This is a genomic window from Bacillus sp. 3255, assembly GCF_031456485.1.
Taxonomy (GTDB): Bacteria; Bacillota; Bacilli; order Paenibacillales; family NBRC-103111; genus Paenibacillus_E.
Window position 1 is genome coordinate 17,542 of record NZ_JAVDUS010000033.1, and the last position, 15,313, is coordinate 32,854.

The following is a 15,313-nucleotide window of genomic DNA, read 5'->3' on the forward strand; positions in this document are numbered from 1 at the left end:
ATAAACGCGCGTTCACACATGTACATGCCAAGATCGATTGTATGAATAGCGCATGAATCATTCGGTTAGGTGTCCACCGCTTCAACAAACCCTTGGTGTTAAGCAGCGATAAAAGGCTGTGTCACAATAGCATTTAAAAGATAAGGGAGGAATTGCAAGTGAAAAAGAGGATCACCAAACGAGTTCTGCCCCCCGCTTTGGCCTTGCTTATGGTTCTAGGTATTGCAGCATGCGAAAGCGCTCCCACAGCGTCCGATGCAGGTCAAACAGCCGCCGCTAGCGGAACCCCTAATAACACAGACCCTTCCGGAAAGTATGAAAAGCCGATAACGATGTCATGGGCCGTCCAAACCGCGGCCGCCTCCAAGCTTTTAGACAAGGAGACTTGGGAGGATAACCGCTGGAGCCGATTGATTAAAGACAAGCTCAACATCGATCTCAAGGTTGCCTTCTCTGCGGACAGCAGTACGGACGCATACAAAAACAAGCTGAATGCCGTCATCGCTTCCGGCGAACTGCCGGATATATTCAAAACGCAGGACGCTAACGTTTTCTTGCAGCTGGCACAGAACGGACAGCTTGCCGATCTCACCGATGTCTTCAACAAATATGCCTCTGATTCACTGAAGGAATATCAGAAGAGATTCGCCGATTCATTCAAGGGCGCCACGATTGACGGCAAGCTCTACGCCATACCGCGTATGAACGACAACTTCCACGAAGCGCCATTTCTCTGGATTCGGGAAGACTGGCTGAAGAACACGAATTCGCAGCCTCCGAAGACCATTGAAGAAATGGTCGCTCTTGCCGAGAAGTTCGCTACCGGTGACCCGGATGGGAACGGCATCAATGGGGACACTTACGGACTTGCTCTCAACAAGGATCTTATCCGACAAAATCACGGCAGCATTCTGGGGCTAGTCTCTGCATTTGGCGTTCCCGGACGTGACGAGAGTATGTTCTACCGCGACGAGAATGGCAAAATGACGTTTGCTTGGATCCAACCGAACATGAAGCAAGCGCTCTCTTTGTTGGCGGATATGTATAAGAAAGGCCTGATTAACAAGGAGTTTACCGCCAAGAATGAATCCGCGCTGGTTGAAGATATTACGAGCGGTAAGATCGGCATGGCTTACGGCAGCAACTGGGGTACCTGGTACCCTTATAATAATGTTTACAAAAAGAGCGGTGTGATCGTACATCCTTACGCGATTCCCACAAAGGCCGGTATCGACTACAAGGTTGGTATCGAAAGCAACGCTGTCGGTCAGATGACGATGGTCAGTGCGGACTACAAAAATCCGGAAGCCGCCATCAAGATTCTCAATCTGTACGATCAGACCGTCAATTACTCAACGAAGGAAGACTATCTGAACTACTGGTCGAATGAGCAGTATAGGCTATCTCCTATCTATATCGATCAACCGGGCGAAGTTTACGCAGCCGATTTATTGAAAGCGTTTGACAAAGGCTCGTCTGACGGTCTCGCACCCGCTGCAAAGCCATTATACGATTATATTAAAGGCTTCGAGGACGGCTCACTTGCCAAAGACGACAATGCCTTCGGTACTTGGGGCCAGATGTCCAAATCCGGATCTCTGCCGATTGTATTGAACAAATACATGCCTGAGAAGGCGATTGTTCAGAGTATCCTGGGTATCGAGAGACCGGAAGTCTGGCTGACGAACGTTGCCTCGCTCGATACGCTTACGATCACGTCCTTTACCGATATCATTACCGGCACGAAGCCAGTCGATTCTTTCGACACCTTCGTCCAGCAGTGGCTGAAGGCGGGCGGTCAGAAAACGCTCGACGAGCTAGACAAGATGTATCCGGCCAAATAGTTTCGTGCACATCCAAGGGCTGCGGCGGGGGATTCCCGCCGTAGTTATTTAGCCGATTCATTGACAGGAGGCGGTGTCCTTATGCTTGGCAGTCTGAAACGGAAAGATAGGTTGGTCAGAGAGCTTCCCTTGTATTTGATGCTGCTCCCCGCGGTTGCCCTGGTCGCTATCTACAGCTACGGTTCTATGGCCGGCGTTGTGATCGCATTTCAGAAATTTATTCCGGCCAGAGGTTTGTTCGGAGACCAGAGATGGGTAGGTTTTCAAAACTTCGTTACGTTGTTCTCCATGCCCAATATATGGCCGGTTATTCGTAATACGGTCGTTATTGCTTTGTGCAAAATGGTTGCAGGCATCATTGTTCCGGTCGTGTTCGCTCTATTGCTCAACGAACTTAGAGGTATTTTGACTAAGCGCATTTTCCAGACGATGGTCTATTTACCGCATTTCCTATCGTGGGTCATCTTATCCGGCATCCTTATTAATCTTCTGTCCCCGAGAGAGGGGATTGTCAACATACTCCTAACCAAATTGGGGATGGAGCCCGTCTTTTTCCTCGGCAATCCGAGCGTGTTTCCGGCCACGATGGTCGTTAGCGATATCTGGAAGACCTTCGGATTCGGATCGGTGATTTACTTGGCAGCCCTTACGAGTATAGATCCTGCGCTTTATGAAGCGGCAGTTATCGATGGAGCCAATCGTTGGCGGCAAACATGGCACATCACTCTGCCGGGCATTTCATCAATGGTTGTTCTGATGAGCGTGTTGGGGCTCGCCAATATCCTGAATGGCGGCTTCGATCAAATCTATAATTTGTATAGTCCTGTCGTCTACTCGACCGGTGATATTTTGGATACCTTTGTGTTCCGGCTTGGGATTGAACAGGCACAATATTCACTTTCCACTGCTGCAGGCTTGTTTAAATCGGGGGTATCGCTCATATTTATCGTGGTGTCATACTATTTGGCTGACAAATTAACCGGATATCGAGTGTTCTAACGGAGGACAGACAATGAAGATTAAGGTCTCATTATCTCGTAAAATTTTCCTGGTGAGCAATACGGTTTTTCTGCTTATGGTTGCATTCGTATGTATAGCGCCATTTATCAACCTGTTGGCGGTGTCTTTCTCCGACAAAACAGCCGTCGCTGCAGGAGAGGTTACCTTTTATCCTGTCGGCTTTACAACGATCTCGTATGAGTTTATTACGAACAACTCGAAGTTCTTCATGTCTCTTGTCGTTTCTCTTAAACGGACGGCGATTGGCGTGCCGATCAATCTGCTATTAATCGTATTGACGGCATATCCGCTGTCCAGAACGACAACGGATTTCAGGGCACGGAATCTATTCTCATGGTTCTTTGTAATCACCATACTTTTCAACGCCGGTTTAATACCAACCTATATGGTGGTCAAGAGCACCGGGTTGATGAATTCCATCTGGGCGTTAGTCTTGCCGGGCGCGCTTCCCGTATTCAGTATGTTAGTCGTGATGAACTATATGAGAAGTCTGCCGAAGGAATTGCTGGAGGCGTCCTATATCGACGGCGCCAGTCATATCCAGACGCTGATAAGAGTCGTGCTGCCAGTCTCAGCGCCTACGATCGCTACCGTCACCCTTTTCTCGTTCGTAGACCATTGGAACAGCTGGTTTGACGGCATGATTTATATGAACCAAATAGAAAATTACCCTTTACAGACATACTTGCAAACGGTAGTTGTGAACCCGGAGGAGTTTATCCGTAACAACACCGATCTTAGCGGCAATTTATCTAAATATTTATCTATGGTGAGTGCCCGGACCACAGGCGCTGCTCAAATGTTCTTAGCGATGATACCTATTCTGTGTATTTATCCGTACCTGCAAAAGTATTTCACAACAGGACTTGTGATGGGCAGCGTAAAAGAATGAGGCAGGGAGAGGTGGAAGCATGAAGATATTCGTAACCGGAGGTACCGGTTTTATTGGCTCCTATGTGGTTAAGGAACTGCTAACGTATGGACATGAGATTACCCTCTTAGCCAGGAATGTGAACAAAATATCGGGCTTCTTGGACCATGGTCAGATCCGCTTTGTGGCAGGAGCCATGGATGACGTCCATGCAATCGCTGCAGGACTTGCGGGGCAAGATGCGTGCATCCATATCGCGCTGGCGTGGCCGGAACAGGGCAGGATCGCCGATGAAATGTTAATCCATGAAACATTGCCTTCGGTTCGCCTGTTCCAGATGGCGGCGGAAGCGGGAATTAAGAAGATGATTTATACCTCTTCCATCGCCAGCTTCGGCTCGGCGCCTAACGATGATAGGGGTTATATAAGGCCAAGTAGTTATTATGGTGCCACCAAGGCCGCGACGGAAGCTTATCTCATGGCTATCGCCACGCAAAATAACATTCAGGCAAATGTTATACGGCCGGGTTATACGTTTGGCAACCCCTGCGTAGAGGACGGGCCCCTCTATCCAGATCGCAAAATCGTAAATATGGTCAGAAGCGCCCTCCGAAACGAGTCCATGTCCTTCATTAAGAATGACGGTACACAATTCATCTGGGCGGGTGACCTTGCCAAAGTATATGCCGCGTTGCTCCATGCCGATGAGCTGGATCGGGGCTATTATACCGCCGTAAGCACGGAATACCGTACATGGGCCCAAATCGCGCAAATGGCTGTAGACCTTCTCGGGTCCCAAAGTCAAATCCAACTTGTTGACAAGGGACGGCCTGAACCTCAGGGCATACCCATAGACGTTACGCAAATCAAGAACACGTTTGGGTTTGCTTTCAAGGCCGATGCGTACATGAAGGAGCACCTTCAGTACCTAAGCACGTTGGAATGGTAATCCATTAGCCGCCGAACAGCTGAAGGTGCTGGCCTGTCCATTTCATTGAGGGAGTGACTGTATGACGGATCCATATGAGTCAACTTTAGACCGCGTCAATACTTATTCAAGGCCGTCCGAACTTAGAATTACAGACATGCGTTTTGTAGATTTGGCAGGAGCACCGATGCATTGCACACTCGTAAAAATTTACACAAACCAAGGCATAACGGGCATAGGGGAACTGAGGGATTTTGGCAGCCGCACGTATGCGGCCATGCTGAAAGGCCGATTGCTAGGTGAGAATCCGTGCAATGTAGATAAATTGTTTCGCAGGCTCAAACAGTTCATGGGCACCGGGAGACAAGCCGGAGGCGTAGCCGGCATCGAAATCGCCTTATGGGATCTCGCCGGTAAAGCTTACGGTGTGCCCGTTTACCAGATGCTCGGCGGGAAATTCCGAGATGAAGTTCGTGTTTATTGCGATCTAGGGGTGAATACGCCAGGGCTGCCAGGTGACGGCTATTCGATGGGCAAGCGCTTGAAGAAGTTCGCTGACGAACAAGGCTTCACCATGGTCAAGGCGGTGCTCGGCGTAGAGAGTCTGCAAGATCTTTATCCGCACGAAGAGTTAATATCCGCCCCTGGCAGCGAGGTGGAGAATTATCTGAAGGCTTCACGATATAATTTCGATTTTATTAAAAACCGCAGGCATACGCCCTATGGACCGGAGTTTCAACAGCGTAACCGGGCTTATGACACGGTCAATACGCAGTCTCCGTATACCATGTTCCGAATGACGGAACGCGGTTTGGACCGGTATGAAGAGGAGGTTGCGCATATGCGTGAAATCCTTGGATATAAAATGCCATTAGCGATAGATCACCTGGGCTATTTAAATTTCGAAGACGCCGTACGGCTGTTGCGCCGGCTTGAGAAATATAATCTACTATGGGCAGAAGATATGCTGCCTTGCACCTACACGGAGGAATATAAGCGGCTTAGCCAGTTAACCTCGACGCCACTGGCTACCGGTGAGGATTTATCGACATTGGAAAGCTTCGAGGATTTGATTATGAACAGGGCCGTGCCTATTATCCATCCTGACATTTGTTCTTCGGGCATTTACGAAACGAAGAAAATAGGTGATTTGGCTCAACGATATCATGTAGCCATGGCCATGCATATGTGTGAGACGCCTGTGGCGGCACTGGCTACAGCACACATGGGTGTAGCCACGGAGAATTTTATCGCCACCGAGTTCAATGCACCTGATGTTCCATGGTGGAACGATATCATAACAGGTTATGGCGGAAATGTAATTCAGAACGGATTTATCCGTGTGTCGGATAAGCCTGGGCTTGGCTTCGACGATATTAACGATGAAGTCATCAAGGACCATTTGATGCCGGGGTTTCCCGATATGTGGGCTTCTACCGATCAGTGGAACACTGAGTATGCTAACGATCGTTTATTTAGCTGATCACCATGTTGCCTTTTAAGGAGGAGATGTAAATGAATATTGTGATTACCGGGTCGAATCGCGGTCTCGGCTGCGAGCTGACTCTTGCTGCCGTACAGAGAGGTCACAAGGTAATAGCCGGAATTCGCTCACTGGAACTCGAGGGGAAATTAGTAGAGCTGATCGACCGTTACCCCGGTCAAATCGAAGCCGTCGAGCTTGATGTAGGCCGTGAAGACACGATAGCCCGCTTAGCGGAGAAGCTGAAGGAAGAGCGGCGGCCGGTCGATGCGATCATTAATAACGCCGGCATTTTGCTCGGCAGAGGCGTTGCACTGGAACAATTACCGATGGAAGACGTCGTCCGGTCCTTCGAGATTAATTTGTTCGGTCCAATGATGGTTATCAAGCACTTGCTTCCGCTCATGCCTGATGGGGGCACACGGGTCGTCCTTAACATTTCATCGGAAGCAGGCAGTATAACCAACGCGTACGGAGGAGACTATCCTTATGCGATATCCAAAACCGCGATCAACATGTTCTCCAAGCAGTTGAAACAGTATGTGAAAGGGAGAGGAATCCGTGTTTACGCCATCCACCCGGGTTGGATCCGAACAGACATGGGGGGAGAGAAGGCGCCAGGGGACCCTGCCGAAAACGCCAATCATATCGTCGATATTCTGGAGATGAAGACAGACGTAGATCCTGAAAGCTTCTTTATTAACTATAAAGGGGAGCCGATGCCTATTTGATCCTTATTTGGCCCTATCTACAAGGAATGGCTATTCACATTTCAAGGGGGAAATCAAATGCCTGACTTTTCAGTTGGATCCTGGTCTTTCCATGCGCTGTATAATTCGGGGAGAATGAGTCTGTTCGGCTATTTGGAGAGCATGAAGTACCGTTATCGACTTCGTTCGGCGGATATTTGGAACGGTATGATGCTTTCGACGGAGGATGACTATATTCAGAAAGTCAAGGATACGTTAGATGAAGAAGGAGTAACCGTCGCCAACCTCGCCGTGGACGCTGCCGATGTCTGGCATGACGATCCTGACGTTCGCGAGCATAACCATCAGAAAGCGCTCCTGTATCTGGCTATTGCGCGTCGGTGGGGAGTCCAATCGCTGCGGATCGATATGGGGGGGATGACGGCAGACATGACGGAAGAGCAGATTGAGTGTTGCGTGAACCGATACAGGGAATACGCCCAATATGCCCATGATTATGGCTTTCGGGTGGGTCCGCAAACGCATCAGCCGGCAGCCCAGTCACCTCGAAACCTTGTGCGGATTGCGAATGAAATTGCCGCGCCAGGGTTTGGCATTGTTCTCAATGTTAACCGCTGGCTCACGGACCAGGAAATCGGTGATGAGATGGTAGCCCCTTTCACCATCCATGCCCAGTTTGATCGAGCTTTTGTGGATTTTACGGGAACCGAGCTGCTTCACAAAGTACAGCTTCTGTGTCAAGCTGGATATCGGGGATGTTGGTCGCTTGAGTTCCGTGGCGGCGCCGATGAATACTTGGAAGTTGAGCGCGATTTGCTGACCATACGACAAGCCGTAAGGCTGGCGACTCGTCAAGATTAGAGTTGCTGATGATTAGGAGGGAGAATCAAACCGTGAATACATTAAAAGAACCGCGAAAAATGGAAGGAAGACAAGTAAGCAGTATGCTCGAAACCGTAGATGTCCATAGCGGCGAACGCCGCGTTTTGGCCGAGTTTGACTATCTCATTGAAGCACCGAATTGGACCCTTGACGGCAAGCAGCTCATCTATAACAGTCTGGGCCGTCTATATACTTACGATCTTGCAACCGGGATAAGTACCGCTATCGACTCCGGTTATGCGATCCAATGCAATAATGATCATGTGCTGTCACCTGATAACTTGCAAATTGCGGTAAGCCACCATACCTACGAGGACGGTCAGTCCCGCATCTATTTGTTTCCATTCAAGGGTGGCCATCCTGTCCTTATTACGCCAATGGCCCCTAGTTATTTGCACGGCTGGTCGCCGGATGGGGACACGCTTGCTTATTGCGCAGAGCGGAACGGGGAGTATGATATCTACACCATTTCGGTGAACGGCGGCATAGAAACACGGTTAACAGATACTCCCGGACTGAATGACGGTCCCGAATATTCGCCGGATGGCAAACACATCTGGTTCAACTCGGTACGAACTGGGCTTATGCAGGTGTGGCGCATGAATGCCGACGGCAGCGAACAGACGCAGATGACGTTCAACGAAAGCAATAGCTGGTTTCCGCATGTCTCCCCGGATGGAGAGCTGGTGGCATTCATTACTTATCGCAAGGACGATGTCGCTCCTGGTGACCATCCCGCCAATAAGCATGTAGAAATTTGCGTAATGCCCAGCTCAGGTGGCGAATTCCGAACGCTTGTCAAGTTGTTCGGCGGACAGGGCACCATCAATGTCAATTCCTGGTCGCCCGACAGCAGACAACTGGCATTTGTCAGCTACAAGCAGAAAGATTAATTTCGAAGCGGGATCTCCAATGGAAATGCAAATGTCTAATTAAATCAGTCCCCAAAAGGAGCGGGAAATATGGATAACACTATCCTCGGTACAACTTTGGTTTGTCAGATTGCAATGATCGTTCGCGATGTGGAGAAAGCAACTAGCCGCTTTGCCGAGCTCTTAGGCGTTCCGGCCCCTCCCATCATTATGGCGAATGAAGATGGAAAGGATACGGTCATCTACATGGGGCAGCCTACGGAAGGAAGGGTAAGACTGTCTTTCTTTCGCATGGAGAATACGGTGATAGAATTTATTGAACCTACGGAAGACCCTACCACATGGAAGGATTTTCTTGAAACTAAGGGACCCGGCGTCCATCACATCGCATTCAAGGCGAAGAACAAAATGCTGGAAACAGCCTCCAAACTTGAGGAATTCGGCTTCCCGCTTATTCAACATGGCGATAAATATGCTTATGTGGAAAGCACGGACGATTTGGGCGTCATTCTGGAGCTTCTCGATATCGATTAAAAGATATAGGAATGATCCGCGGTTACCGCGGATTTTTTTATTTTATAGAATACACGCGTACGAGCAAATTCCTGTGCTAGAATAAGTAAAATGTACATTGATGCTGGACAGCGGGGGAACAGATAATGAACAAGACGGATCGGCAGCTCGCCATCATGCTTGAGCTTCAGCGAAGTAAAGTGTTGAGAGCGGAAGATTTGGCGTCTACATTTGAGACTAGTGTTCGGACAATTTATCGAGATATACAGTCGCTAAGCGAAATGGGAGTTCCAATTCTTGGTGCTCCCGGGCAGGGTTACTCGCTAATGGAAGGATATTTCCTGCCACCGGTCGGGTTTTCCGTTGAAGAGGCCGTAGCCATGCTTATGGGGACTGACTTCATCGAACAGCGATTGGATGGTGATTACGCAGTTGTAGCTAAGGCGGCTCGCCGCAAAATTGAAGCTATTCTGCCGGAGCCCGTTCGCGGCGAGTCGACGCGCGTTCGGGAGACGATGCGGCTTCTTCAGGCCGGCGAGCCGGTAACCAGCTTGAGGGAAAAGGACAATCTCGGACTAGCGAGGCGGGCAATTATGGAACGCCGCAAACTACGAATGACGTATCTGAAAAAAATGCCGGAAACAGACGGCAATCGGAAGAGTACGCGTGAGGTCGCTCCTTACGGATTGGCGCTTGTTCAGGGAAATTGGATGTTGATTGCACATTGCGATTTGCGGCAGGAAATTCGGCATTTCCGGTTGTCGCGGATGACGGGGGTTACCGTCATGGAGGATCGCTTTCTCATACCCAATGGATTTAACCTGAACAACTACCGTCCGCTGGACGATCGTAACGAACGGGTAGTGATTCTGGCTAATCCTCAAATTGCGGATAAAATCACTGAGACTTGCCATTTCTATATGGAATCGACGGAGGAGCGGAAGGACGGTCTCATCGTCAACTTCCTCGTCCGGCAGCCGGAGGAGCTTCTGTCTTATATTCTCGGCTGGGGCGGGGATGTTGAGGTGCTGGAACCGGAGACTCTTCGACATCGGATTCGGGAAGAGGCTGAAAAGATGTTAAAACGCTACTGACACGCTGTTGTCAGTAGCGTTTTGTTATATTGGGATTGTAGCTAAGAAATGAATCAATGAGGAGTTGTTTGATACATGAGAAATACATCAGAAGCATTACAAGCCTTTGAGGTGGTCGTAGGACGTTATTTAATCGAACTGGAAAGCTTCGATATGGAGCAGCTGTTAGCCAAACCGAGCGAGGAGGAATGGTCGATTGGTCAAATGTACATGCATTTAATTCAATCGGCGCAATTCATGCATTTGCACAATGTGGATCTATGTTTGGCTGGAGGTGAAGCAACCGTAGACGCTGCGGAGGAAAAAACAGAGAGGGGCAAGGCTGCCTACGAAGTAGGAAGTTTCCCGCCTATTCGGATTCAGGTACCTGCTTCCCCGCAATACACGCCGCGACAGCCGGAGAGCAAGGAGCAGCTGACGGAAGGCTTTCGCGCTGTCGTGGAGCGGATGAAACGGACTGAACCTGTTGTGAGCCGAGTGTCCGAGAGCAAAAAGGTTGTTCATCCCGGATTCGGCGCACTGAACGCCCAAGAGTGGTTCTTGCTTGTCGACATGCATTACAGGCACCATCTATCGCAGCTGGAGCGCTTGAAACATGTTTCGGAATTGAAAGCATAACATGCAGAGTGCTATTGACGGGCAAAGCCGCTGTTGGACTGGCGTCGTGTCTTAGCACCACACATGAAGGCTGCCGGTACAATTGGCAGTCTTTTTGTTCTGTTAGGCGGTACATTACGCATTCCAATATATGGTACAATGAATTCATTTCCTCTTTATTCTTCCGAAAGGAGCATTAGATGGATATGGATCACAAATCTGAATCGATTTTGGGCGAAATGAAACGGGAGATCGACCATTGGATAGCTTTTATTCATGATAAGAATGCGGAAAAAATCGTGAAGCGGACCTCGCTGCAGGTGGGAATTCACGGTTATGCTCTGCTCGAATATGCCGCTGGCAGGGTGGATGTGACGGATGAGGAGCCCGCTTCTACGCTGCCGGAAGGCAATGCCGGTCCAATTGGCGAGTTCTTGACTGAGGAACAAGTGCGAGAGTGGATTGTGCCTGAACTCGCTTCTTATATGCGGCATAGATTGAATGAGCTGCCGACAGCGGTCATCGATTATCAATTTACTTTTAACGGCAAGTTTCGAACGAGGGAAGGCGAAGTTAACGTTCGGATTCTCGAATATGTCGACGAGACGAAGAAGACATATTTGCTGGAACAAATCTCCACTTACATCGCGGACAAGCTAACTGCCGGGAAATATCCCTCCAAACCCTTGGAGACGTTCTTCCTTTCCAGGCACCTGTTGGACGAGAGACTGTTTCCAAATGCGGATCCCGGGTGGATCATTTCCATTTTCGATCACATTCAACAAGTGAATAGAGGGAACAAACATCTGGCAGAGCATCGGGGTAATCTGAGCGCGGCTTTGCGCAATTGGGTAGAGAAGCATTGGCTGCCCCGTTATTTCGATCCTATAGGGACAGAGTGGCAGAAGGAATATAAGAAAAAAAGCGATGCCCGACTTGAAAATACCGAGCAGGGGCCGATTGAACTCGTCCTCTATGCCGCGATATTGATTCTGAAATACGCTCTCTCCTATAGTAGGAGTGAGGGTTTGGCTTATTTGAATTACGCGACCGAGATGGGGAGCGCGCTAGCGCAGCGTGTGAAGCAGGAAGGCAGCGGAACGTTCGCTAAGGAAGACGCCAGCTATCGCGACGAACGGATAGAATGCACAGCCAACGACGTGTTGGCCGAGGTGACCATCGCCATTAATCAGGAGACGGAAGAGAGCTATGCGTGTGCACTGCGGTTCCTGACTCGCTTGTTAAGCTTGGGATTTCCGAAGAGCTATCAAATCAAGCTGAAATCTAGTATCAAGCAATGGCTGCCAATCAAAGGGTTGGCGAAGTCGAGCACGCACCGCTTTTTTGCCAATGCCTTGGAATATCCGAATTTGCATCCTTTGCTGGAGATGTACGCCCGGGCGGCGATGGAAACATTCGAATGGTATTCGGATGCGGAAGGGGAAGCATGCTGCATGCCGGGCAGTTATGCGGTCTTCGGCCTTGGATTGGCGGATGAGGCTTATTTCCCATTAGTAGAGCAATATATGGAGAAGGTTGACGAAGAACACCAGTCCGTTCAGAACCACTTCACAGTAGCTCTGGCTGAGCGGCATGGCGTTCATGCAGAGACGATTCCTACGCTTGTGAAGTGCATGTTGTCTAGCACGGATTCGATGAAGGTGAAGATTAAGGCCGATATGGAAGACGATAGGAATCTCAAGAAGCTGTTCGATTACGTTCGCGGTCTTCAGCGCGATGAGGTGGAACAAATCATCTATTTGATCTGGGGAGGGACAGAGAAGCTGAAGAAGATAGCCGCCAAAGCCGAAGGTGATCGCGGAAAATGGCTCTCCGAACTCGCTCAGACCGCCAGCCGCGGGTAATAGTCGCATGCGATGCGTCTTGTTGATTTCGCTTTCAATTGCGTGGAGGTTAGCGCGGACCAACGAAAGAGGCTCCGGATCAGCGGAAGCCTCTTTTTACTGCGCTATCAATACCAAAAAACACTTGTTAATGATTACCAAGCGGGATATGATAGTAAAATTATCGCTCTCTATCTATGAGTCTTAGCGTTTTCTTTTATCTTCAAAGGGGGAAATTTCAATGATAATCCGTATTTTAGAAGAATCTGATGCTAATTTGTATCAAGTGTTACGCTTGAGTGCATTGAAGAGTAACCCGGAAGCTTTTGGGTCGACGTATGAAAGAGAAGTGAAATTTTCTCTCGAAACCGTTGTTGAGCGGATGAAGCCCACGAAAGATAAGTTCGTACTTGGAGCCTTTGATCCTAATGGGACGTTAGTCGGAATTGTAGCCTTTGTAAGAGAAACTGGTCTGAAAACCGCTCATAAAGGCAACGTATTTGGCATGTATGTGGCACCCAACGTAAGAGGCATCCGCTTAGGAAAATCGCTATTGCTTGAATTAGTTGCCAAAGCTAAACGTTGTACGGGGCTAGAACAAATAAATTTAGCAGTCCTATCCGATAATGAAATCGCCAAAAGATTATACAAATCGTTAGGATTCGAGGTCTACGGCGTAGAACATAATGCCTTAAAATATAACGGGCAGTATTACAGTGAGGATTTGATGGTGTTAAAGTTATAGTCTTACTGACGTTTCCTAAACATAAATTTACGTGGAAGCGCTTTACTTCGTGCTTATGTGCGATAGCACACCATTCCTCCATCAAAGTGAGGTTATCCAGCTGTGAATACATCCAAAATACAAGGTTCTACCGCCAAAACGTACCGCTTGAAATATCGGTTGATTCTCTATTTGTTTATTAGCTCTCTAACCCCGTTAATCCTTATCGGAAGTATCTCTTATTTCTCAATGTATGCGATCTTGCAAAATAAAGCAGAGGGTGGCGTGAAAAGCAATTTGCACCAGGTGCGGCTATCGCTTGAAGAGACGCTCGGTCAGCTGAATCATACGTCCCAACAGCTCGCCTTTGACGGCAGGGTCGGAAAAAGCTTGGAGTCTTATCTGTCCGCTGATTTATACGAGAAAAAACAGCTTAGCGACGAGATCCGGAGCGCACTAAGTTTAATTCATTTTACGAACCCCACGCTGGGACTCATGTTCTATTATTTCGCGGAAGACAACCAGAAATTGTTCGAGAATTTCAATGTCCGGGAGGTAGACGATCTTAACAAGCTGCCGGTACTCATTCAATTCGATAAAATCACCTATATGGGTCCACACCTTTCCCTAAATCCGATCGACGGCAAACAAGTCCTGTCCATCCTACGCAAGGTAGAGCTGCCGGACCGTGATGACGTGTACGTGTACATTGAAACGAATTTTAAATTGGCGGAAAGCATCATTAAAGACGGCGATCAATTCGGCGGGCATCTCGTTCACCTGATCGCTGACCAAAATGGCCGCATTGTTTACAGCGAGAATCCCGATGATTTTCCGCTAGGGATGGTCTATCTAGATAACAAAACAAACGATGGCCTAAAGAATAAGTTTTATATGTTTGAAGAAACCAGCAATCAATCATGGAAAATTATTGCGGCCGTACCTAGATGGGTGTACAACCAAGAGGTTAACCGTTGGATGGAGCAATTCGCTTTCTTCGCAGTGTTAACGCTTACAACAAGCTGTTTTATTGCCTGGTTGATTTGGAGAACCGTTTATCGACCGTTGAATTTGCTGAATACAGATATCCGGAGTGTTAAAAACAATCATGAAAATTTCCCAACAAGGCAATCACAGATAACAGAGTTTGCCGTTATTTACAGGGAGTTTGCCGAGATGCGGAGCCGCATTGTCGAACTGATCGGAGAGGTGGAGCAGAACGAGAAGAGCAAAGCGCTGCTGGAGGTCGAGAAGCTAATGACGCAGATCAATCCGCATTTCATCCATAATACGCTCGATACAATCCGCTGGGTAGCCCGTGCAAACGGACAGAAGGAGATTGACCGCCTTATATCCTCGCTGAACAAAGTGCTCCACTATAACCTTGGGAAAGGCGGAGTGGCGCGAATTAAAGACGAAATCGATGCCTTGAAAAATTATGTCGAGCTGCAGGGCATCCGTTATAACTTTCAATTTCATGTGAACATATCGGCCGATGCCGAAGCCCTTGAACTGTCGATTCCAAGGTTTATTATGCAGCCTCTAGTCGAGAATGCGCTGTATCACGGGTTGGAGGACCAAGGCATTATTGAAGTCAGAGTGAAGGAAGACGGGAACATGCATGTCATGATCGAAGTTAAGGACAATGGAGACGGAATGTCGCAGGAGGAGATCGATCGTTTAATGAGCGGGGGGACGGAGGAGAGAAAGGTCGGCATGGGAATCGGTCTGCAGTATGTATACCGAATGGTCAAGTTCCAATTCGGTGCGGATGCGAGTTTTCATATTCATAGCAGCATCGGAGCGGGAACAACGATCTCACTGCGTCTTCCGATCCCGAACCACCCGCTGAATAAGGCAGAAGACTACCTTCATACGCCTCTTGCACTTATGAGGCAGTCCTCTCTACAAAAAACTGCTAGGAGATGATC

Annotated in this window: 14 protein-coding genes; all 14 read left to right on the forward strand. The window is 48.7% G+C overall.

What is annotated here, in order from left to right; translation table 11 throughout:
* Positions 1-158: 158 nt before the first annotated feature.
* The 14 genes from J2X61_RS34505 (at position 159) to J2X61_RS34570 (ending at position 15,311) form a co-directional block, all read left to right on the forward strand.
* Positions 159-1,844: an extracellular solute-binding protein gene (locus tag J2X61_RS34505; RefSeq protein WP_274473015.1), complete on the forward strand. Its 1,686-nt coding sequence runs from the start codon at positions 159-161 to the stop codon at positions 1,842-1,844.
* Positions 1,845-1,925: 81 nt separating this feature from the next.
* Positions 1,926-2,843 (forward strand): ABC transporter permease, encoded by a 918-nt coding sequence (locus J2X61_RS34510; RefSeq protein ID WP_310194855.1) that lies wholly within the window; start codon positions 1,926-1,928, stop codon positions 2,841-2,843.
* A 13-nt stretch (positions 2,844-2,856) separates the two neighbouring features.
* On the forward strand, positions 2,857-3,756 hold the full coding sequence (locus J2X61_RS34515) for a carbohydrate ABC transporter permease (protein WP_310194858.1): 900 nt from the start codon (positions 2,857-2,859) through the stop codon (positions 3,754-3,756).
* A gap of 19 nt (positions 3,757-3,775) precedes the next feature.
* The gene (locus J2X61_RS34520; protein WP_310194863.1) at positions 3,776-4,684 is read left to right on the forward strand and encodes an NAD-dependent epimerase/dehydratase family protein; all 909 of its coding nucleotides are present in this window, start codon (positions 3,776-3,778) and stop codon (positions 4,682-4,684) included.
* A 61-nt stretch (positions 4,685-4,745) separates the two neighbouring features.
* Complete coding sequence (locus J2X61_RS34525; protein ID WP_274473020.1) at positions 4,746-6,146, forward strand: mandelate racemase/muconate lactonizing enzyme family protein; 1,401 nt, start codon at positions 4,746-4,748, stop codon at positions 6,144-6,146.
* 32 nt (positions 6,147-6,178) lie between these two features.
* Positions 6,179-6,877, forward strand: coding sequence for an SDR family oxidoreductase (locus tag J2X61_RS34530; protein WP_310194867.1), 699 nt, complete (start codon positions 6,179-6,181; stop codon positions 6,875-6,877).
* A 57-nt stretch (positions 6,878-6,934) separates the two neighbouring features.
* Complete coding sequence (locus J2X61_RS34535; protein ID WP_274473022.1) at positions 6,935-7,717, forward strand: sugar phosphate isomerase/epimerase family protein; 783 nt, start codon at positions 6,935-6,937, stop codon at positions 7,715-7,717.
* A gap of 32 nt (positions 7,718-7,749) precedes the next feature.
* Positions 7,750-8,631 carry a TolB family protein gene (locus J2X61_RS34540; RefSeq protein ID WP_310194870.1) on the forward strand — a complete coding sequence of 294 codons (882 nt, stop codon included), beginning with the start codon at positions 7,750-7,752 and terminating at the stop codon, positions 8,629-8,631.
* Positions 8,632-8,700: 69 nt separating this feature from the next.
* A complete protein-coding gene (locus J2X61_RS34545) occupies positions 8,701-9,144 on the forward strand; it encodes a VOC family protein (protein WP_274473024.1) in 444 nt (147 codons plus the stop codon).
* Between the two features lie 125 nt (positions 9,145-9,269).
* The gene (locus J2X61_RS34550) at positions 9,270-10,217 is read left to right on the forward strand and encodes a helix-turn-helix transcriptional regulator (protein ID WP_274473025.1); all 948 of its coding nucleotides are present in this window, start codon (positions 9,270-9,272) and stop codon (positions 10,215-10,217) included.
* Between the two features lie 75 nt (positions 10,218-10,292).
* A complete protein-coding gene (locus J2X61_RS34555) occupies positions 10,293-10,835 on the forward strand; it encodes a DinB family protein (protein WP_274473026.1) in 543 nt (180 codons plus the stop codon).
* Positions 10,836-11,020: 185 nt separating this feature from the next.
* Entirely contained in the window at positions 11,021-12,679 is a 1,659-nt protein-coding gene (locus J2X61_RS34560) for a DUF6138 family protein (RefSeq protein WP_310194874.1), read from the forward strand.
* Between the two features lie 220 nt (positions 12,680-12,899).
* A complete protein-coding gene (locus J2X61_RS34565) occupies positions 12,900-13,403 on the forward strand; it encodes a GNAT family N-acetyltransferase (RefSeq protein WP_310194877.1) in 504 nt (167 codons plus the stop codon).
* A 102-nt stretch (positions 13,404-13,505) separates the two neighbouring features.
* Positions 13,506-15,311 (forward strand): sensor histidine kinase, encoded by a 1,806-nt coding sequence (locus tag J2X61_RS34570; RefSeq protein WP_274473029.1) that lies wholly within the window; start codon positions 13,506-13,508, stop codon positions 15,309-15,311.
* The last annotated feature ends 2 nt before the right edge of the window (positions 15,312-15,313 follow it).